18 protein-coding genes and 2 tRNA genes are annotated in these 19,131 nt (G+C 63.7%); 10 read left to right on the top strand and 10 right to left on the bottom strand.

Annotated features, from left to right (window positions below; translation table 11 throughout):
- The first annotated feature begins 91 nt into the window (after positions 1 to 91).
- From I6F35_RS12315 to I6F35_RS12295, 5 genes are all read left to right on the top strand, one after another.
- A complete protein-coding gene (locus I6F35_RS12315; protein WP_225117931.1) occupies positions 92 to 739 on the top strand; it encodes a hypothetical protein in 648 nt (215 codons plus the stop codon).
- Positions 739 to 2,148, top strand: a complete 1,410-nt coding sequence (locus I6F35_RS12310) for a phage portal protein (RefSeq protein ID WP_225117930.1) — start codon at positions 739 to 741, stop codon at positions 2,146 to 2,148. The genes I6F35_RS12315 and I6F35_RS12310 overlap by 1 nt, the downstream gene beginning before the upstream one ends.
- A complete protein-coding gene (locus tag I6F35_RS12305; RefSeq protein WP_225117929.1) occupies positions 2,148 to 3,920 on the top strand; it encodes a Mu-like prophage major head subunit gpT family protein in 1,773 nt (590 codons plus the stop codon). Before I6F35_RS12310 ends, I6F35_RS12305 begins: the two co-directional genes overlap by 1 nt.
- Positions 3,921 to 3,922: 2 nt before the next feature.
- Positions 3,923 to 4,138, top strand: a complete 216-nt coding sequence (locus I6F35_RS12300) for a hypothetical protein (RefSeq protein ID WP_225117928.1) — start codon at positions 3,923 to 3,925, stop codon at positions 4,136 to 4,138.
- Positions 4,139 to 4,444: 306 nt separating this feature from the next.
- A complete protein-coding gene (locus I6F35_RS12295) occupies positions 4,445 to 4,699 on the top strand; it encodes a helix-turn-helix domain-containing protein (protein ID WP_225117927.1) in 255 nt (84 codons plus the stop codon).
- Between the two features lie 49 nt (positions 4,700 to 4,748).
- On the opposite strand, the gene I6F35_RS12290 is transcribed toward I6F35_RS12295, so the two are convergent.
- Together I6F35_RS12290 and I6F35_RS12285 are read right to left on the bottom strand one after the other, a co-directional pair.
- A complete protein-coding gene (locus I6F35_RS12290) occupies positions 4,749 to 6,089 on the bottom strand; it encodes an integrase arm-type DNA-binding domain-containing protein (RefSeq protein ID WP_225117926.1) in 1,341 nt (446 codons plus the stop codon).
- A 221-nt stretch (positions 6,090 to 6,310) separates the two neighbouring features.
- Positions 6,311 to 6,385 (bottom strand) — tRNA-Asn (locus I6F35_RS12285).
- Between the two features lie 214 nt (positions 6,386 to 6,599).
- Between I6F35_RS12285 and I6F35_RS12280 the strand changes: the two genes are divergently transcribed.
- The 3 genes from I6F35_RS12280 (at position 6,600) to I6F35_RS12270 (ending at position 8,240) form a co-directional block, all read left to right on the top strand.
- Complete coding sequence (locus tag I6F35_RS12280) at positions 6,600 to 7,055, top strand: Rrf2 family transcriptional regulator (RefSeq protein WP_225117925.1); 456 nt, start codon at positions 6,600 to 6,602, stop codon at positions 7,053 to 7,055.
- Positions 7,045 to 7,926 (top strand): NAD(P)/FAD-dependent oxidoreductase, encoded by an 882-nt coding sequence (locus I6F35_RS12275; RefSeq protein WP_225117924.1) that lies wholly within the window; start codon positions 7,045 to 7,047, stop codon positions 7,924 to 7,926. The genes I6F35_RS12280 and I6F35_RS12275 overlap by 11 nt, the downstream gene beginning before the upstream one ends.
- 137 nt (positions 7,927 to 8,063) lie before the next feature.
- Positions 8,064 to 8,240 carry a hypothetical protein gene (locus tag I6F35_RS12270; RefSeq protein WP_225117923.1) on the top strand — a complete coding sequence of 59 codons (177 nt, stop codon included), beginning with the start codon at positions 8,064 to 8,066 and terminating at the stop codon, positions 8,238 to 8,240.
- Between the two features lie 923 nt (positions 8,241 to 9,163).
- Here the strand turns inward: I6F35_RS12270 and I6F35_RS12265 are convergent.
- The 6 genes from I6F35_RS12265 to I6F35_RS12240 form a co-directional block, all read right to left on the bottom strand.
- Positions 9,164 to 9,547 carry a RidA family protein gene (locus tag I6F35_RS12265; RefSeq protein ID WP_225117922.1) on the bottom strand — a complete coding sequence of 128 codons (384 nt, stop codon included), beginning with the start codon at positions 9,545 to 9,547 and terminating at the stop codon, positions 9,164 to 9,166.
- 21 nt (positions 9,548 to 9,568) lie between these two features.
- On the bottom strand, positions 9,569 to 11,968 hold the full coding sequence (locus tag I6F35_RS12260; RefSeq protein ID WP_225117921.1) for an acetamidase/formamidase family protein: 2,400 nt from the start codon (positions 11,966 to 11,968) through the stop codon (positions 9,569 to 9,571).
- Between the two features lie 84 nt (positions 11,969 to 12,052).
- Positions 12,053 to 13,294 (bottom strand): acetamidase/formamidase family protein, encoded by a 1,242-nt coding sequence (locus I6F35_RS12255; RefSeq protein ID WP_225117920.1) that lies wholly within the window; start codon positions 13,292 to 13,294, stop codon positions 12,053 to 12,055.
- 51 nt (positions 13,295 to 13,345) lie between these two features.
- Positions 13,346 to 14,974, bottom strand: coding sequence for an amino acid ABC transporter permease/ATP-binding protein (locus tag I6F35_RS12250; RefSeq protein ID WP_225117919.1), 1,629 nt, complete (start codon positions 14,972 to 14,974; stop codon positions 13,346 to 13,348).
- Positions 14,974 to 15,876, bottom strand: coding sequence for an ABC transporter substrate-binding protein (locus tag I6F35_RS12245; protein ID WP_225117918.1), 903 nt, complete (start codon positions 15,874 to 15,876; stop codon positions 14,974 to 14,976). Before I6F35_RS12245 ends, I6F35_RS12250 begins: the two co-directional genes overlap by 1 nt.
- A gap of 188 nt (positions 15,877 to 16,064) precedes the next feature.
- On the bottom strand, positions 16,065 to 16,202 hold the full coding sequence (locus I6F35_RS12240; protein ID WP_225117917.1) for a hypothetical protein: 138 nt from the start codon (positions 16,200 to 16,202) through the stop codon (positions 16,065 to 16,067).
- A gap of 250 nt (positions 16,203 to 16,452) precedes the next feature.
- On the opposite strand from I6F35_RS12240, the gene I6F35_RS12235 reads away from it, so the two are divergent.
- Positions 16,453 to 16,635 (top strand): hypothetical protein, encoded by a 183-nt coding sequence (locus I6F35_RS12235; RefSeq protein WP_225117916.1) that lies wholly within the window; start codon positions 16,453 to 16,455, stop codon positions 16,633 to 16,635.
- Positions 16,636 to 16,678: 43 nt separating this feature from the next.
- Here I6F35_RS12235 and I6F35_RS12230 read toward each other — a convergent pair.
- Positions 16,679 to 16,752: transfer RNA gene (locus I6F35_RS12230), tRNA-Cys, on the bottom strand.
- Positions 16,753 to 17,004: 252 nt separating this feature from the next.
- On the opposite strand from I6F35_RS12230, the gene I6F35_RS12225 reads away from it, so the two are divergent.
- Positions 17,005 to 18,393 carry an O-antigen ligase family protein gene (locus tag I6F35_RS12225; protein WP_225118036.1) on the top strand — a complete coding sequence of 463 codons (1,389 nt, stop codon included), beginning with the start codon at positions 17,005 to 17,007 and terminating at the stop codon, positions 18,391 to 18,393.
- On the opposite strand, the gene I6F35_RS12220 is transcribed toward I6F35_RS12225, so the two are convergent.
- Positions 18,390 to 19,112 (bottom strand): tRNA-uridine aminocarboxypropyltransferase, encoded by a 723-nt coding sequence (locus tag I6F35_RS12220; RefSeq protein WP_225117915.1) that lies wholly within the window; start codon positions 19,110 to 19,112, stop codon positions 18,390 to 18,392. The two genes, I6F35_RS12225 and I6F35_RS12220, sit on opposite strands and share 4 nt — an antisense overlap.
- Positions 19,113 to 19,131: the final 19 nt, after the last annotated feature.

Raw genomic sequence — 19,131 nt, 5'->3', positions numbered from 1 at the left:
TTACGTGTTGCACGTGTAGTCGGAGTTCTGTATCTCCGTCAAGAGACAACGGCGTCACCAGCCGACGCATTGCACTAAGGAACTCTCGACCATGTTTTGCCTGACGCCACTTCCGGCGCACGTGTTCGACAAACTGATCGGCCGCACCGAGTACGTTCGAAAGGCCATGAAGAAGCGCGGTCATCTGCAGCCGCTGATCGTGCCAAGCTCCGACCAGAAAGGTGACGGTCTCTGGCGCGATCAAATCCTGCTCGCGGCTGACGCCGTGATCCTCGCCGCGCTCGACATGCTGGTCGAGACCGGCGCCGCGCGTGGTGTCGTCGATCGTGTGATGCGCGACATTCAGCTTGAGATCATCAGTCGCTTCAACGCGCTCGATGACGGAGAGCAAGTCCATCTCGCGCTCGCGCACGATAGCCGACGCTGGGTCGTGTTGACGGCGGCAACTGTTGCCGAAGCCATCAACGTCGTCGCCGATCACTTCGCCACCGGCAGCGGCACCGAGCCGCCGAAGGTGGCTTTCTACTGCGTGCCGCTGCATCAAGCCTATGCCACCGTGCGGCGTCGCGCCGAGCAGCACCAGGTTGAATTTCCGGCGCGCATTTGGCCGACGCCGGAAGAGTTGGATGCGGGCGCCGATCTGCTCGCCGCTGTCATTGCGCCGCGCACGTCGCCGGTCATCGAGCAGTGGCAGGCGATGCGCGAGCGCGAGGCGTCGCCCATCGTCGCGGTGTCGTGATGGTGGGCATTCTCACCCGTACCAAAAACGCCTTCCGCGCCTTCACCCGAGCATTTTCCGGCTACGACATTACGTCCGGCAGCGGCAAATGGCCGTCGTCCTATGCCCTGCACGCGCCGATCAGCCAGCAGCTCGCCGCCAGTCGGCTGGCGTCACGCAAGATCGCGCATCAATCCGAGAACAATGCACTGGTCGCCAGCATCATTCAGAATAGCGTGACGGCGATCGTCGGCGATGGTCCGAGCGTGCGCCCGGCGCATCCCGACCCGGGGATCGCCGCGCAACTGCAAGCCGCCTGGAACGCCTTCTATGCCAAGTGCGACATCGAGGGCACGATGTCGCTCGGCGGCTATCTCTCGCGTGTCGCGCGCGGCTTCTATGTCGACGGCGAGAGCTTCACGCAGATGGTCGTCGATCCCAACACGATGCGCTTGCAACTGCGCCTGCTCACGGCCGATCAAGTTGACTCCAGCCGGACCGTGCCGTCGCTCGGCATGACGGGCGATCTGCCGAACATCGTTGCCGGTGTCGAGTTCGATGCTGATGGTCGCCGCGTTGCATTTTGGGTGTTCCGCACGCCGCCCGATGCGCCATTTGCGAGCGTCGCGCCTGCCGTGCGCGTGTCTGCGCTCGATGTCTGTCACGTGTTCGAACCGCGCTTCCCTGGTGTGCCGCGCGGCATCTCGCCGCTGTTGCCGATCGCGGGATTGGCTCTGCAGCTCGACGAAGCGGTCGACGCTTCGATCGTGAAGCTGAAAACCACCGCCCTGGTGACGATGCTGCTGCGTGATATCGAGGGCGCGCTGCCGTTCGACGAGACCACCAATCCGAATGCGCTGTTTCTTGAACCCGGCGCCGTGATGCGCCTGCCGCCCGGCACGGAAGCGAGCTTCCCGCCGATTTCCGAGATGTCCACCGTCGCCGAAGTGATGTCCTACATCGCCCGGCAGATTTGCGCGGGCGCTGGCGTTCCTCCCTTCATGGCAACGGGCGACTATGGCGCGATCAACTACAGCGCCGGGCAGCTCGGCATGTCGAGCTTTCGGCGCCGGGTGAAGGCGATCCAGCAGAACCATCTCGTCGCGCAACTGCTCAATCCGATTTGGGATCGCATCGTGCTGTTGGAGGTTTTGTCCGGCCGCATGCGTGCGCCCGACTGTGAGAGCAACCCCGAGCGTTACACGGCGCAGTTCCTGTTCCCAGGATGGCCCGCGATCGACGAGTTGAAGAAAGCGAAAGCCGACACCCTGAACTTGGCCGCGAAGGTCAAGTCGCGCGAAGAAATCATCGCCGAGAACGGCCGCGACGTCGCCGACGTCGATGCTGAGATCGAAGCCGATCCCTACGCCGATGATCTGTCGGCGAGTGCCACCAACATCAGCAACCAACCCGATATGGAGAACGCTTAATGCGTACTGCACTGCTTTTGCGCGAGAGCGCAATCCAACTTGAACATCGCGACGCCATCCCGCGCCCGCGCACGTTCGACGAAACCAACCTGACGATCGACGCCGTGATCGCGTCGACCACGCCCGTGCGTCGTCGCGACCAGCGGGGCGAGTTTCTTGAAGTGCTCGACCCGACCGGTCTCGACCTTGCCGTCACGCGCGGCGCGAGCGTGCTCGACAGTCACCGCCAGACCGGTATCGACAACGTGCTCGGCGCCATCGATGACGTGTGGATTGAAGGCAGCGAAGTGGTTGCGCGCCTGCGTTTCTCGTCTCGCCCGGAGATCGCGCCTGTGATCACCGACATTCGCAGCGGCATCATCCGCAATCTGAGCGTCGGCTATGCGGTCGACGAGTGGAAGGCGGGCAAGGATGCGAGTGGCATTCGTACCATGACTGCTGTGCGCTGGTCGGTGCGCGAGGCGTCGTTCGTTGCGGTGCCTGCCGACCCCACTGCGCGCACGCGAGCGGGTGTCACAAATGTGACAGGTGACGATCGCGCCATCCGTGAACTCGGCCGTCGTACCGGCGCCTCGACTGCCCGTGTCGATGCGCTGATCGAACTCGGCGCCAGCATCGAAGATGCGCGCCGCGCCTTTCTCAATGACATGCTGCAGCGGAACGTCGTCGTTCACAGCAGCCGATCGGAGCATAACGTGATCACCCTGGACAATCCTGAAGTGTTCGTCCGCGCGGCGGGCGAAGCGCTGTATCAGCGCATTGCGCCGAACGCCACGCCGAGCGGCCCGGCGCGCCAGTACATCGGCATGCGCATTGCCGATCTCGCGGGCGAGACCTTGCGTCGCCATGGCATCTCGACCACCGGCATGACCGCCGAGACCATGATCACCCGCGCGTTGCACTCGACGAGCGACTTCGCCTTGATCCTTGGCGATACGGTCGGGCGCACGCTGCGCGCGGCCTATCAGTCGGCGCCATCCGGCATCCGTCAGCTCGCGCGCGAAACCAGCGCGCAGGACTTCCGTAAGAAGTCGCGCCTGCAGCTCGATGCGTCCGGCTTCACGCTGACGAAGGTGAACGAGACCGGCGAGTTTACGATGGGAACGATGGAGGAAAGCGGCGAGTCCTACGCGATCGACTCCTACGGCCGGATTTTCGGCATCTCGCGCAAAGCCATGGTGAATGATGATCTCGGTGCCTTCTCCGATCTGTCGCGACGGCTCGGTCAGGCGGCTGGAGCATTTGAGGCTCAGTTCTTGGTCGACCTCGTGGTGACCGGCAGCGGAAACGGACCGACCATGTCGGACGGCAAGGCGCTGTTCCACACCGACCACGGCAACAAAGCCGCGAGCGGCGCGGCGCCGAGCGAAACCACGCTGTCGGCCGCGCGGCTGGCGATGCGCAAGCAGACTGCCAAGGGCGGCGGCCTGATCTCGGTCACGCCGCGCTTTCTGCTGGCGCCGCCCGATCTCGAAACGACGTGCGAGAAACTGCTGACCGCCATCCAGGCCACCAACACCGACGACGTCAATCCGTTCGCTCGGCTGTCCCTGGTGATCGAACCGCGCCTTGCCAACGCGACGCGCTGGTATCTCGTCGCCGATGCCAGCGAGATCGACGGGCTTGAATTTGCGTATCTGGCTGGCGCGCCCGGTCCGCAGGTCGAGACCCGCGCGGGCTTCGAAGTCGACGGCGTGCAGGTCAAGGTCAGGCTCGATTTCGGCGCGGGCTTCGTCGACTGGCGCGGCTGGTACGCGAACGCCGGGGCGTAAGGATGACTGACGTTCTCGAATTGCAGGCGCAGCTTGAAGAGCTGCGCCGTGCCTATCGCAGCGGCGCGCGCTCGGTCAGCTACGAAGGCAAAAACGTGACATATGGCAGCGGCGACGAGATGCGCGCTGCCATCGCGTCGCTGCAGGCTGAGATCGCGCACGCGACTGGCACGACGTTGCAGACGATCGGCGTGGTGCGGTCGAGCAAAGGCTATTGATTTACGGAGATCGGGCACAGCGTTCATTGAGGGCGACGCGGCCAGCCCAACAACGAAAAGCCACCTCCTCGCTGTTGCCCGGCGCTTTGACGGGGTCAAGGTGGCAAGGCCGCAATTATCCCTGGACGTGCTCGTCCGCAGGTTGCTGTTCACAGGCGCGACCAACCAAACTCCTTTTCCACCACGACTAAGCGGCGACCGCAAATCGCGTTGGATAACCGGCTTCCCGAAACAGCCGGGATTTGTTTCCGTCCTTGTGCGCGCACCACCACCGCGAGTCAGGACGATACGAGAGAGAACGCCACCATGATCAAAAAGAACCCATCGAACAAGCCGCTGCCGCCGCGCGCGGATGGCACCAGCGCGCCCGCGCGTCGGCTGCTGACCGTGCGCGAGGCGTGCGAGTATGGGCGGTTCGGTCACACCAAGTGCTATGAGTACATCAACGCGGGCGAGATCATCGCCTACAAGCGCGGCCATCGCACGATGATCGACGCCGACAGCATCGATGCCTTCAACGCTTCGTTGAAGCGGATCGAACCGAAGGCCGCCGCGCAGTAAGAAAAAGCCGCCCTTGATGGGCGGCTTTTTTGGTTGATAATTTCAACGATCAGGCGACGGCCTTGAGATGCCTCGCCTTGGAGCGGCCACCGTCACGCAGCGTGTCGATCAGGTCGGCCCAATACTGCATCAGCTCTTCGCGCTCCGGCATGCAGTCGTCACGGTCATATTTCGCGCGGGTCGAGCTGTCCTGATGATCAAGCTGCAGCTCGACCAGGGAACGTTCGAACACGCGACGGCCTTCCGGCGTGCGCTGCCGGTTCAGGATCGTCGACGCGCTGGAGCGGAAGCCATGGGCGCAGTGGATGCCCTTGTAGCCGAGCGAATGCAGCGCATAATTCAGCGTGTTCTCGCTCATGACCTCGCCAGGATTGGGACCGACGCCACAGGCCGGGAACAGATAGCGGCCCTTGCCGGTGATCTTGTGCAGTTCGCGCAGCAGTGCGACCGCCTGCCGCGACAACGGGACCGTGAAATCCTCTAGGGCTTCGCCGGTTTCGGTGCGCAGCCATTCCATCTTCAGCGCTTCGAACGGGATCACCCAGCGCGCCTTGCTCAAGTCGAAGTGCTTCCATTCCGCCTTCGCCATTGTGTCGGGACGGACGAAGGTCAGGGCGAGCAGTTTGAGACCGTACCAAGTCAGGTTGTTGCCACGGCCTTCATAGCCGTCGATTTCGCGCAGCAGCGCGCCGAACCGCTTCTCCTCGGTGATCGCCGGGCGCTTCTTCTCGCGGTGCTTGGGCAGACCTTCGTTGAAGTTCACGTCGGAAAACGGCGAGTGCTTGATCCATCCCCGGCGCTTGGCAACGGCCATGATCTTGCGCGCCGCCGAGATCACGCGGATGCGGGTCGGCTTGTTGAACTTTTCCGCCAGGGCCGACAGGTGCGCGGTCTCGACCGCCGCGACGTCGAGATCGCCAAAGCCCTTGGCGCCGCGATAGCCGCCCTTGAGATAGGCGACGCTGCGGACGTCGCGGGCGACCGTCTTAGGCGAGTTGCCGACCCTGCGCGCCGCCAGCCACTCGTCGGCCAGGGCGCCGAAGGTGCGATCGGCCGCCTCCAGTCGGGCCTGTTCGGCGACCTCGGCCGCCGCCTCGGCCTTGACGGCGCGCTGCGCCGGACTGACCGGGTGCTCGCCCCGGGCGATGGCGGCCCGCGCCGCCTCATGCTCGTCCCGGGCCTGCTTGAGGGTGAAGCAGCGGACCCCATCGCCCTCCGCAGCGTACTCGCCAATCGAGAGGGTGCGACGGGTTCCATTGAGGCGGTAGTCATACCGGAACAACTTGGACCCGGTGGGGCGCACCAGCAGGTACAGGCCGCCGCCATCGGCGACGCGGTAGTCGGCGTTCTTCGGTTTCAGGTTCCCAACCCTGATGGCATTCAGTGACATGATCCCTTTGCCTTCGGCTCGATACTGTCATTGTGCCCGTTCTGTTCTTTTCGATACTGTCATCGATATTGTCAGTTCGGGCGGTTGCTGCCGGTTGCTGCTGGCGGTCCGCGAACAGGGGCGTGACGCGACGTTGGCCGGAAAAGGCTGTCAGTTCAATACGTTGCGGGGGTTTGTGGAGGTTCGCGGACCACTAAAAACAACCGCGAATAAGAGCCTATTGGCTCCCCGGGCTGGATTCGAACCAGCGACCATTCGATTAACAGTCGAATGCTCTACCGCTGAGCTACCGAGGAATGGGCGAAACCGGCGTTTCGCTTGCGGGGAGCCCTATAACAAAGCCTTCCCGGCTTGCAAAGGACCAAATGGGCCGGACCGAACGAGAACCGCCAGCCAATCACATTGGCTGCTGTCCCATATCGGTAAGCCCGGTTCTGATTCAATCAGAACCGAAAATGCTCTAAGCCGCCTGCCTTGAAACGCGATCGGTATTGTAATAAACGAAGTTACATGAAACGAGACAGCCGTCTCTCGTCCGTGCTCCATGCCCTCTTGCACATGGCTGAGCGCGGCGAGCCCCTCACCTCCGAGCACTTGGCCGAGTGCATGGGCACCAATCCGGTGGTGGTGCGCCGGACGATGGGTCTTTTGCGAAATGTTGGCCTCGTCCAGTCCGCGAAAGGTCATGCGGGAGGCTGGTCGCTCGCCGCCGATTTGAAAGCCGTCACCCTTCGCCAGTTGCACGAGGCGCTCGGCGAGCCTGCGGTGTTCGCGATCGGCAACCGCAACGAAAACCCGGATTGCCTGGTCGAGCAATCGGTGAATGCCGTTCTGGACGAAGCCTTTGCCGAAGCGGAGGCGCTGCTGCTCGACCGCTTCGGCGCCATCACCCTCGCCGATCTCAGCGCGGAATTCTCGCGGCGCCATGCGGCGCACGTGAAGGAAAGGAAACGAAATGCTTCATGACGTGATCGTCGTGGGAGGCAGTTATGCCGGCATGGCTGCGGCCCTTCAACTCCTGCGCGCCCGACGCAAGGTGCTCGTCGTCGACGCGGGCATCCGGCGCAACCGGTTTGTCTCGGAATCCCATGGCTTTCTCGGTCAGGATGGAGTCGATCCGGCTCAGATCGCCCGCACCGCGCGCGAACAACTCAAGGCCTATCCGACGCTCACATGGCTGGAGGGGACCGCAACGGATGCGAAGCGACAGGCAGACGGCTTCGCGGTGACAACTGCCGATAACGGACTCCATCATGGCAAGAGGCTTCTTCTTGCCACCGGCGTCAGCGATGCACTGCCCGCCATTGACGGGCTCGCCGAGCGCTGGGGCAGAAGCGTGTTTCACTGCCCTTATTGTCACGGATATGAACTCAATGAAGGACGGATCGGACTGATCGCCACAGGACCGGACGCACTCCATCACGTCATCCTGTTTACGGAATGGGGAGACGTGACACTCCTGCTCAACGGTGCTTTTGAGCCGGACGCGGGCATCCGCGCCGAACTTGCCGGGCGCGGCGTCACGATTGAGGCGGGTCGGATCGCTGGGATCGAAGGCCATGCCGATGTCAAACTGCACGACGGACGCATCCTGCCGTTCGCCGGCCTCTTCACCGCCACGCGTAACGCCCCCGCGACGCCATTGGCTCAGGCGCTTGGCTGCGAAATGGAAGAGACCCCGTTCGGCACCCAGATCCGAACCGACGAGGGCAAGCAAACGACGGTGCCCGGCGCCTTTGCCTGCGGCGACGTCGCGCGAGTGCCGCATTCGGTGTCACTTGCGGTCGGCGACGGCGCGATAGCGGGAGTGCATGTGCACCGATCGCTGCTGTTTTGAGAGCAAGAGAGCCCGCACCGGCAGCGCGGCAGCAGCTCCGTCAAAAATTTAGTTCTATCGCATAACGATGTTCGCCGTGACCTAAACTGCAGGCGTAACCTCATCTTCCCTCAACGGCGTTAGGGGAGACGCCAGTCATGACCACCCTTCAGGATAGATTAGAGCGATGTGAAACGCTGACGGCCGAATGCGAGCTGATTGCCAAGCTGGCAACGGATGGGGCCAAGCGCGAATTGTATCTCACGCTCGCCATGCGCTATCGCGAATTGGCGGCGGACATGCGCAAGGCGATGGCGGCCAAGGACGCCGCCTAGCTCGCGAATGTACGGACCGTGAGTGGATGAACTCTGTTGAGCCGCGGCGGGTGATCCTGGTCGCCAGCGCGGGCACGGCGACGCGGTTGCGCGCCGACTACGGGCTCCGAGATGCCGCGGGACAGCCGACGTTTACGACGCGAGCGCGTCGTAAACCGAATCCGGCTCGGGACATTTTTCGAAGCGATTCCAACGTGATTTGCCCTGTCCACCGCTCGCGCGAAAAACATTCCGCTTCCGCCGTCGGGCAAATCAGCACTATGACTCCGCGCGTCTCACCCAAATGAGGGGCGGCTCGCGATCGTCACGAACATTGCGGTGAGATGCGGTGGACGCGGGTGCTGCGAACGACGAACGCAGCTATCAGCGGACGGCGAAGTCGTGTGGTTCTGGCGCCCCGACGCTGGCGCTAAGTTCGCGGAGATAATCTGCGGGCGACGGTGGCAAGAAAGCCCGGTCACCGGGAAGAGCGCGAAGTAAGCCGTAAACCATCGCGCAGGGAAAGCCGGTGTGAATCGGTTGAACCTGTGGCCCTACCCCGTGCTTTTTGCTGCACGGGGCCGACGGGTGCAACCGGCACCCGGCTTTCCCTGCGCCCTCACTTCAATGAGAGGGCGAAACGAGATGAAAACCTCGGGCACATCATGCCGCGAGAACGCGAATTCACATCCACTCCACCGTCATGCCCGCGAAGGCGGGGCATCCAGTATCCGGCGGCCTCTCGGCATAAGCACCACCGCCTCCGGAATACTGGATCGTCCGGTCAAGCCGGACGATGACAGCGGAGAAGCTGTTTGACATTTGAATCAGAACTCTTCCCCGTCATTGCGAGGAGCGCAAGCGACGAAGCAATCCATGCCTCCACAAGTGGCGAGATGGATTGCTTCGCTCCGCTCGCAATGACAGCGGGACGCGCCGACCCATTACGGCCGGCGGCACACCAGGTCGATCTCGATCAACGCATCATAGGCAAGCCCTGTGACGCCGACGCAGGTGCGCGCCGGCAGGCGGTCCGGCGGAAAGTAGCTGCGATAGGTCTCGTTCATCGCGGCATAATCTTCCTTGAAGCGGGTGAGATAGATGCGCGACATCACGATGTGCTCGAAGCCGAGGCCGAGCCCCGCGAGCACGACGCGCAGGTTTTCCATCACCGCCTTGGTCTGCGCGACGATGCCCTCCGGCAGCACGCCTGGGGTTGCGGGCGTGTCCGGCATCTGGCCCGTAACGAAGACAAAGCCGTCGGTCTCGACCGCGTGGCTGAAGGGCGCCACGGGTTTCGGCCCGCCCGCGATCATGTGGAATTTCAATGTCGTGATCCTTTTCTTGTCCTATCGCTGAGGAGGCCGATCCTCGAACAGGCACTTGCTCAGGATGGCGTGCACGCCCCAATTGCCGTCGACGACCTGGGTGACGCCGAAATCGACGGCCGCCGACATCAGCGCGATCGCCTCGTCCTCGCTGAGCCCTTTGACGTTCATCAGGAAGCGCCGCATCTTGCGGAACGCATCCTTCATCGCAAGGTCGAGCGAGGACGTCGCATAGACCTCGCTCTGTCCCTGCGCACCGAACTCGGCGAGATAGTTCGGATGGCTGAAGCCGGTCAGCACCCAATCGGTCGCGGTCTCGATCAGGGGATAGCTGAGATCGGCGAATGGCTGGCCGGCCAGATTGCCTTTCTTGTGCAGGATCACCTGGAACGTGCCGGTCATCGAGCATTCGATCGCCGTCCCGCTCAACTCGCCGTCGCCCTGGGTGGCATGGGGATCGCCGACCGAAAGCAGTGCGCCAGATACCGACACCGGCAGGTAGACCGTCGACCCCTTGCCGAGCCGCCAATTGTCGAGATTGCCGCCGAAATAGGACGGCGGCACGGAATCGACGAGATCGAGTTCGCGCGGCGCGACCGCGATCACGCCGAAATGCGGCCGCAGCGGGATGCGGATGCCGTCGAGCACGGCGTGCCGGCGTCTCACCGAACCGGGAGCGACGGGAATGCCGGGATAATCGTAGGTGGTATGGACCACACCGAACGGATCAGTCTGCGGCTCCCAGCGATAGGAGTAGAGCGCACGCGCATGCGGCGTCTCGCCTGCGAAATCGATTTCGTAGATCGTCACCGCCTCGCGCGGCCTGGGGCCGGCGAGCAACTCGTTGTAGTGATAGCCCCACCACGCCGCGACGCTGGAGCCGAATACCCTGCCCTCATGGTGCGGATGGCGGCTCGGCCGCGGCACGATATCGAGGATGCGCACCTCCAGGACATCGCCGGGCTGCGCGTCCTTCACCGCGATCGGGCCGGTGCAGATGTGCACGCCGAAGCCCTCGCCCGCGCCGCGTCCGAACACGGAAGCGTCCATCGGACCGGCGCCGCGCCGGTCAACGTTCTTGCGGTCGCTGGTCCAGCCGAACACGCTTTCGGCACCGGCATCGCCAGTGATCATCCGTTCGGGGTCGTCCGAGGCATGCTGCGTCAGGGTCTCGATCGTGATCGTGTCGCCCGAATTGATCTCGGCCTGCGGCGCAAGCGTGCGGCTGAAATAGCCCCAATGCACGCGGCTCGCGTCGACGGGGAGATGGTGGTGGGCCGGGCGGCACTCCTGCCCGCCGTCTTGGGCCGGCTCGGATATGACGACGGCGATATTGCTTCCGGCGCGTGATGGCTGGTGCGGCCGCAATTGCGCAAGCGCCTCCTGCGGCCAGCCGCGCTGACCCACGGCGATCGGCGACGGCGCTGCGCGCTCGGCCTCCTGCTGGCGAAACTCGCGCGGCGGCAGGCCGAAGCGGTGGCGGAAGGCGCGACTGAAATGCGCGGAATCACTAAAGCCGTAGCGATAGGCGATCTCGGAGATCGATTGATGCGCCTGTGCCGGGTTCGACAGATCAGCCCAGGCGCGCTGCAGCCGCCGCTCCCGCACATAATGGGAGAAATTGTCACCGACGCCCTCGAACAGCTTTTGCAAATAGCGCTCGGAAATACCTTCGGCCTGTGCGACGCGCGAAGGCGCAAGTTCAGGGTCGTCGAGGTTGCGCTCGATGGTCTGGCAGATGCGATGCAGGATCGCGGCTTGCGTGGCCGTGCCGGCTACATCCGACGCCGGCGAGCCAGACTGGTGCGCGAGCGTCAGCAGGAGATCAACGAGGCTTTGCGCAACAGTTGCCCATTCGACGTCGTTGAGCGTCTCCAGGGTGCGCGACGTCGCATCCAGCACGCGCGAGAGGACGTCGGCAAGACCGCCCGGCGCGACGATGCGGGCTTCGGACGCGGTCGGCCTGCCGATCATGCGTCCGTGCAACGCTTCCGCTGTGACCGAGAGGATGATCGCACGCATGTCGCGCTGGAACATGAGGCTCCAGTCGCCGTGACGTGGCAGCAGCAGGAGATGGCCGACCGGAACGATACGGTGGCTCGCGCCTTGCCGCAGCATCACGCCGTCCTCGATCGGGAGCAGGGCGATCGGCAATCCCTCGCCCGGTTGCGGCAGCGGCGCTATCCCCTGCGATCCCGCGGCGATCCGCGTCAGCGCCACGCCCGCGGCGTTGCGGTGCGAGGCCGTCGCGTGACCATCGTCGAATGCGCTTGCGGAAGCCGGCTGCAGGCCGACCGCGGCCAGGACGTCCCGCCAGGCCTCCAGGCGGTCGTCTCGCGCGTAGGATTCACTCGTGAACGGACGGAAGCTCATCGGCTCGACCCAATCAGAGCCGATCGAAGCAACCCGCGTGCCAGACAAGCGTCATCCTCCCAAGGAATGGCGGCGTCAAAACGACGCCAGAAGGTTCTAGCCGGTGATCAAAAGTCGCTCTTGTTCAATGCATTAGTCGCACCTGAAGACGTTCTTGCGGATTGTGCCGTGCACGCCCCAATTGGCGTCGACCACCTGGGTGACGCCAAAATCGGCGCCCACCGACATCAGCGAGATCGCCTCATCTTCGCTCAGCCGGTGCACGGTCATCAGGAACCGCCGCAGCTTGCGGAATGCATCGCGCATCGCTCGGTCGAGGCTGGAATGGTTGGCAATTTCCGTCTGCGCATCGACGCCGAGCTCGGCGAGATAGTTCGGATAGGTGAAGCCGTAGACCGACCAGGCATGATCGGTCTCCAGCATCGGATGCGTGAGGCCCTCCAGCGCAGTTCCGGCAAGATCGTTCTTCTTGTGCAGGATGAACTCGAAATCCCCGGTCAGCGAGGTCTCGATGGCGGTGCCGCCGAGTTCGCTGTCGCCTTGCGCGGCGTGGGGATCGCCGACCGAGAAGAAGGCGCCGGGCACCGCCACCGGATAGTACATCCGCGCGCCCTTCCCGATCCGCCAGTCGTCGATATTGCCGCCGGTATAGCTCGGCGGGATCGAGCTGACATAGTCGGCCTCCGACGGTGCGAGGCCCATGGTGCCGAAGTGCAGCCGTGCCGGGACCTTGACGCCGGTAAGGATGTTCTCGCGCTTGCGGATGGTCGCGTGGTCGACCCGCACGCCGGGATAGTCGATGGTCGCGTGCACGATGCCATCGGGGTCGGTCTGCGGCGTCCAGACGTAATTGTAGACGGCCTTCGCGAACGGCTCGCCCGAGGTATCGAGCTCGAAGATCGTGATCACCTCGCGCGGCTTCGGCTCTTCGATCAGGTCGTGGTAGTGGAATCCCCAATTGGCTGCGACGTTCGAGCCGAAGCAGCGGCCGGCGTGGCAGGCGCTGCAGCTCGGGCGCGGCCTGATGTCGAGGATGCGCACCTCCAGGACATCGCCGGGCTCGGCGTTTTCGATTGCGACCGGCCCGGTCAAGAGGTGCACGCCAAGCCCCTCGCCGGCGCCGCGGATGAACGGGCCCTCGGTCGGGCCGGCGCCGCGGCGCGCTACCGCCTTGTGCTCACGCGTCCAGTGGAACACGCTCTCGGCGCCGGGATCGCCTGCGATCATGCGCTCGTAATCGTCGTTGGCGTGGTGCGTCAGCGTCTCGATGGTGGCGCGGTCGCCCGAGCGCAGCGTGAGCGCAGGCTGGACCTTCTTGCTGAAGTAGCCCCAGTGAACGGTGGCCGGCGAGACCGGCAGCGTAAAGTGCCTCATGCAAGTGCCTCTTCGGGAATCGAAACGGTCGAACTTCTGGCGCGTGACGCTTCATCTCACCGGCTCCGGCGTCTTGTCGGCTTCCATCACGCTGAGGAAGCGCGCGGTGACGGGGTTGCGCGGGTTGGAGAGCACCTCATGTGCCGGGCCCTCTTCCAGGATCCTGCCGCCGCTGAGGAAGGCGACGCGGTCGGCCACCTCGTCGGCGAAGCGGATCTGGTGCGTCGAGATGATCATGGTCAGCCCGTCGTCGATGGCGAGCCGCCGGATCACTTCCAGGACTTCGTTGACGAGTTCGGGATCGAGCGCCGAAGTCGGCTCGTCCAGCAGCAGCACGCTCGGGTTTGGCGCCAGGGCTCGGGCGATCGCCACCCGCTGCTGCTGCCCGCCCGACAGATGCCGCGGCAGCGCATCGGCGCGATGGCTCAACCCGACGCGGTCGAGCAGTTCGCGCGCGCGGCGGTCGGCATCAACTCGCGTCATGCCATGGACCCAGCGCAAGGGGCCGGCGACGTTCTCCTTCGCGGTCAGATGGCTGAACAGGTTGAATTGCTGGAACACCATGCCGACGCCGACGCTGGCGCGCTCGTTGGCGATCGCGCGCGGCGACAGCGGCTTGCCATTGTCGTCGAAGCCGAGCCGCCGTCCCCCGACGCGCACGGTGCCGTCGTCCCAATTCTCCAGATGGTTGATGCAGCGGAGCAGTGTGCTTTTGCCGGAACCGCTGGGTCCGAGCAGCGCGATGACTTCGCCGACCCGAACCGTGAGATTCAGCCCGTCGAGCACGTCTTGCGCGCCGTAGCTCTTGCGGAGATCCTTCACCTCGACCGCGACATTGTTGCGCGCGATCGTCGCGGTGCGCCGGGCACGCTCATCCGCCGTCAGCGTCCTGGACGACGACACCGGGACGTCGGGCAGCATATCAGCCGCGACATCGACTGCCGGTGCGGTCTTCTCCGCAAGCTCGAGCTTGGTCAAGAGATCGACCCGGCGCCAGGGCAGATAGTCGGCCAGCTTGCGTTCACGCGAAGTACGGTCGAGATCGAGCAGCCATTCCAGCGCGAGCTGGATGCCGCTGATCGCGCTGGTCAGCAGGAGATAGATCAGGCCTGAGGCGAAGAAGATCGAGAAGAAATCGAAGGTCGAGGACGCAAGCTGCGTGCTTCGCAGGGTCAGTTCCTGGACTGCAATCACGGAGGCCAGCGACGAGTTCTTCAGCGCGCTGACGGACTCGTTGCCGAAGGCCGGGATCATGGTGCGGATCGCCTGCGGCGCGATCACCCGCCGCATCAGCACGGCCGGCGTCATGCCGAGCGCCTGTCCCGCTGATATCTGTCCGCGATCGACGCCGAGCACGCCGGCGCGCAGCATCTCGGCGATGAATGGCGCCTCGTTGCAGGCGAGCGCCAGGCCGGCCGCGAGCACGGCCGGCAATTTGATGCCGATATGCGGCAGAGCGTCGTAGGCGAACACCATCTGCAGGATCAGCGGCGTGCCGCGGAAGATCACGGTGTAGCCACGCGCGATCGCCGACAGCCACCAGAACCGGCTGAGCTGCATCCAGGCCAGGATCAGGCCGAGGATCAGCCCGCCTGCGAGCCCAAGGGCGGTCACCTCCAGGGTGAGCTCGATGCCCGCGAGCAGGTAAGGCAGGCTGAGATAGTGCAGGAACAGGGACATCAGTTGACAGTAAGAAGGCCCGGTTCCTTGAGATTGTCGGGATCAAGTCCCCACTTCTTGAGCAGCGCAAGCTGGTCGCCGGACTTGTAGATCTCCGTCAGCGCCGCCATCACCGCGTCGCGAAACTTCGGCTTGTCCTTGGGCACGGCGATGCCGACTGAATAGGGGATCGTCACCGCGATCGCTTTCTCAAGCTTGTCGGGATAGGCCTTCACTGCGTTATCGACGGTGTTGACGTCATTGATGTAAGTGTCGGCGCGGCCGGCGAGGATCGCCTGGATGCAATTGGCGTTGTTGTCATAGAGCTGCAGCGTCGGCTCCGGCTTGCCCGCGGCCTTGCACTGGGGAATGAGGGCCTGCACCAGCGGCACCTCGACGAAGCCGGTGTTTTCGGCCGCCGCAGCGCCGCACAGCGACAGATTGATGCCGTTGATGCCTTTCGGATTGCCCTTGGCGACCAGCACGCCATCGAACACTTTCGAATAGGTGATGAAGTCAGCCGCCTTGGCGCGCTCCTCGGTGGCGTAGATGTCCGAGATGACGATGTCGGCCTGCCCACTGGCCAGCGTCGTCAGCAAAGCGGCGAAGGTCACAGCCTTGTAGGTCAGTTTGAAGCCGAGGCATTCGCCGATCATCTCGCCGAGATCGATGTCGAATCCGACATACTTGCTGGGATCTTTCGGATCGATCGATTCATAGCCCGGCGTATGCGGGTTGATCGCATTGACGAGCGTCTTGCCTTTCCAGTCCGGATATTTCTCCTGCAGTGCTGCGCATGCCGACGGCGCCGCCGCCTGCGCGCTTAGCGGCGCCAGAAATCCGGCGGCGACAATCGCGCCCAGAAACGCCCGACGCCACGAACGTGACGTGTGCCGTGCTTCCCCACAAAGCCACTTCTGCATGTTGCCAGCTCCTCCGACATTGTCATGGCCACGGCCATGTCCCAAAGCTCGACGAGAAGGCTACGGGGAACCGCTCCCCAAAAGCTTGTCTGGCGGCGTACAAAAAATTGGATGGAGCGGGCCTGCAGTTTGGGCAAAGGCTGCTCAAAATGTATTCGGGCGATGACCTGACATTTGACCCACGCGATTCATGGCTCGAACACCGCGGCGCACGCCTCCTGCCGGATGGCCGAGCCGGTCGCGGACAGTGTGAGGAAGAGGCTGAAAGTGGACACCCGACCGGCGCGGCGCTTCAGAGCCGCCAACCCGACGGTGCTTGCCTTCATCACCGCATCTCCCTAAGCTCACGTGCCTGCTCTACGCCAGGCGCGATCGACTTATGCGAATTGATTTTAGTCCAATGTGATTTTTCTCACAGTGCGGTCAGACCGCGGGCAATAGCGTTCACACGGCACTGTCAAGACTCTGGTAACCAAGTTACGGCGCGGTGGCGGAATCGCTAAAATTCGAGCGATCCGCTCAATCCGCCCACAAAGCCATTTTGCGACGTTGCGCTCCCGAACCGCGGAGAGCGCAATGAGCGAAGCCGAATTTGATCTGGTGTTGGACGTCGTGCGAGCAGCCGTCGCCCCGACGCCCCAGGAGGATTTCATGGCTCAGCCGTTACCGCGCTTCCAGCCGCCGCCACGCCCCGCGAACGACAACGAAGCATCCTGGCCGCTCATCCCATTTCCGGATGGTTGGTTTGCCGCTTGCTGAAGCGGCCTCTCATCTGTCAGGCGTAAGCCGTTGATTGTATGAGTGGAGGCCACGCCCGGAATTGAACCGGGGTACACAGTTTTGCAGACTGTTGCGTAACCACTCCGCCACGTGGCCCCAAGCGGGGCGGATCAATACAGAGGTTCAAGGGCTTAGGCAACCGGCCCCGAACCGGTTCTTGCAGATTTCCGAAACTCCGATACGGCGGTAGTCCAAGGCGCAGGGCCGTGTGAAATTCTGCCGCAATGCAACCATTCCTAGGTGTCGTCCCGCCAAGTGTCGTGAGAGTTTCATAATAGTTGCGTAGTCGATCCTTTCCACTGTTGGAACTCGGCCGACTACGGCTGGAAGGAATTCTCCCCCTTGCGAATGCTCGTCGACAGGTCGACGTGGCTCGGACTGTTGTTAGCAGCCGGCCCGCTCGCGGTGCTCGCGCATGGCGCGTTCGATGCCGGATCGCTCGTAACCGGCCTGCTCCTGGCCACACCGATCGCCGCCCTGCTCGTCCTGGGTGACTGGCGCACCTTTTCGCCAACTTCCTGCGACGCCTTGTTCGGTATTTTCGTCGCCTGCATCGCCATTTCGCTGGCATGGAACGGCATTGGAGCGGAGCCAAACGAATTCTGCCTGCTGGTGCTGACGCTCGCTGCCTACCCCGCCGCACGGCTGAATGGCGGCCACTTCTTTCCGATGCGGGGTCTGCTGATCCTTGCAGGGGCTATCGTCGCCGCAGGCACGCTGGCGACGATCCCTGCGCTGCTGACGCAGTGGAGCGATCACGGCAAGCCGATGGTGTTCAGCCAGTTCGACGCGGCCCCGGCGCAGTTTACGACCCTGCTCGGCTTTGGCCTGTTGGTGCTCGCGAACGGCAACTCGTCACCACGGAACGCGCTGCTCGCGTCGCTGCTGTTAACCATTCCGATCGCGATTTTCGCGGCCTCCATGGTTCGCTACACGATCCTGGCCCTGCTGGTGACGCTTGCCATCGGCATCATTCTCTCGCCTACCTCGCGGCGCCGGCTGAGCGCAACGATCCTCGCCATCGTGATCACGGCAACCGTCGCCGGCACGCTCGCTCGCCACGAAATGACGGCCACGTTCGCGACGCAACTCGTCGAGGCTGTCGAGATCGAGAAGCCGAAATCGTCGAAGGTCGGCGCCGCCGGTACAGGTCGGGCTGATGGCCCCAGTAGAGCCAGTGCAGCTCCAGCCGTGCAACTCGACTGCTCCCAGATCCACATGAACAATTCCGTCGCGATCCGACGCCAGCTGTACCGGGACGCCTTCCGGCTTCTTCCAGACGCGGGCCTATTTGGATTCGGGTTAGATCGCTTCATCGGGCTCGGCTGCGTCCTCGACACCGAGGTACACAACACCTTTCTGCAGGCGGCGATTGAATTCGGCTGGATTGCGGGAGTGGCGCTCGTCCTGTTGACACTCTCCGTCAGCGGCGCGGGCATGCGCAAACTGGCGCGGATGTCACCCGAGATCCGGATTGCGCTCTGCGGTCTCACCTTCACCATTCTGCTGACACTTGCCCACGGCCGGGTCAGCCGGGACATCACGCTGTTTCTCTTTCTTGGCTACGCCGCAGCCCTGAAGAAGCAATCGATCGAGATCGCGGCCGCTTGGCTCATCCGCGGCACGCTGCCATGGAACAGTCCGGAGAGCCTGCCGGAGGACGCAACGACGACCGTTGCTGCGCCGTCGACGCCGACTGCCTGCGCGTCGGTGCAACCGACATCAGTGCAGATTTAAGATCGCTTCCGACGCCGAAAATCGCGCTTCTTCGGCTTTGGGGCAAGTTCCGGCATCGTGCGCTGCACCTGACGATATCTTGCCAGCATCCGCTCAAAGCTGGCGTTCAGCGTCTCGGCAATGTCCGGCTGCTTTTCGAGCGCGGCAAGCAGCATGCCCGCCGCCTCGATAGTGGACAGTCCGTCGCGGCGCGGTTCGCGACGAAGCTGGCCATAGCGTGACGGCTGGCGGGGGCCGAGTAGCACCCGCTGGCATTTCAGCATCCATGGATTGCGCCACCACAGCGCCTTGGCCTGGCTCCAGGTGCCATCGAGCAGCACGACGCCCTCGATGCGTCCGAGGATGCCGCGCTGGTTCGGCTCAAGTGCGCCCTTGCGGTCGATGGCAACGACCTCGGCCTCGGTATCGAGATCGGCGACCTTGGCGGAGCCGAGATAGAGCACGGCCCAGCGCGACGGGTCGGTCACCGGCCGCCCCAGTGCCTTTGACAGGCTCGGCCAGGACAACCCGATCCGCACGACCGCATCCTCGAAATGGCGCGCGGTGAGCCGGGCGGTGCCGAGCGCCCTGTCCTGCTCCTGCGGATGCTGCAGGATCAAAAGGGCGATCCGGTTTTTAATGGGTGTGACGCTGTCGCAGATGCACAGCGGCATCGGCTTGCCGCAGTGCGGACAATCCGGGACCGGCTCGGCAATGATGGTCTGGTCTGGTTCGGTCATCCGCCCGCTATACGCTTCG

Source organism: Bradyrhizobium sp. BRP22 (assembly GCF_020194175.1).
Taxonomy (GTDB): domain Bacteria; phylum Pseudomonadota; class Alphaproteobacteria; order Rhizobiales; family Xanthobacteraceae; genus Bradyrhizobium.
The sequence above is the reverse complement of the archived record's forward strand: the minus strand, read 5'-3'. Positions and strand labels throughout refer to the sequence as shown.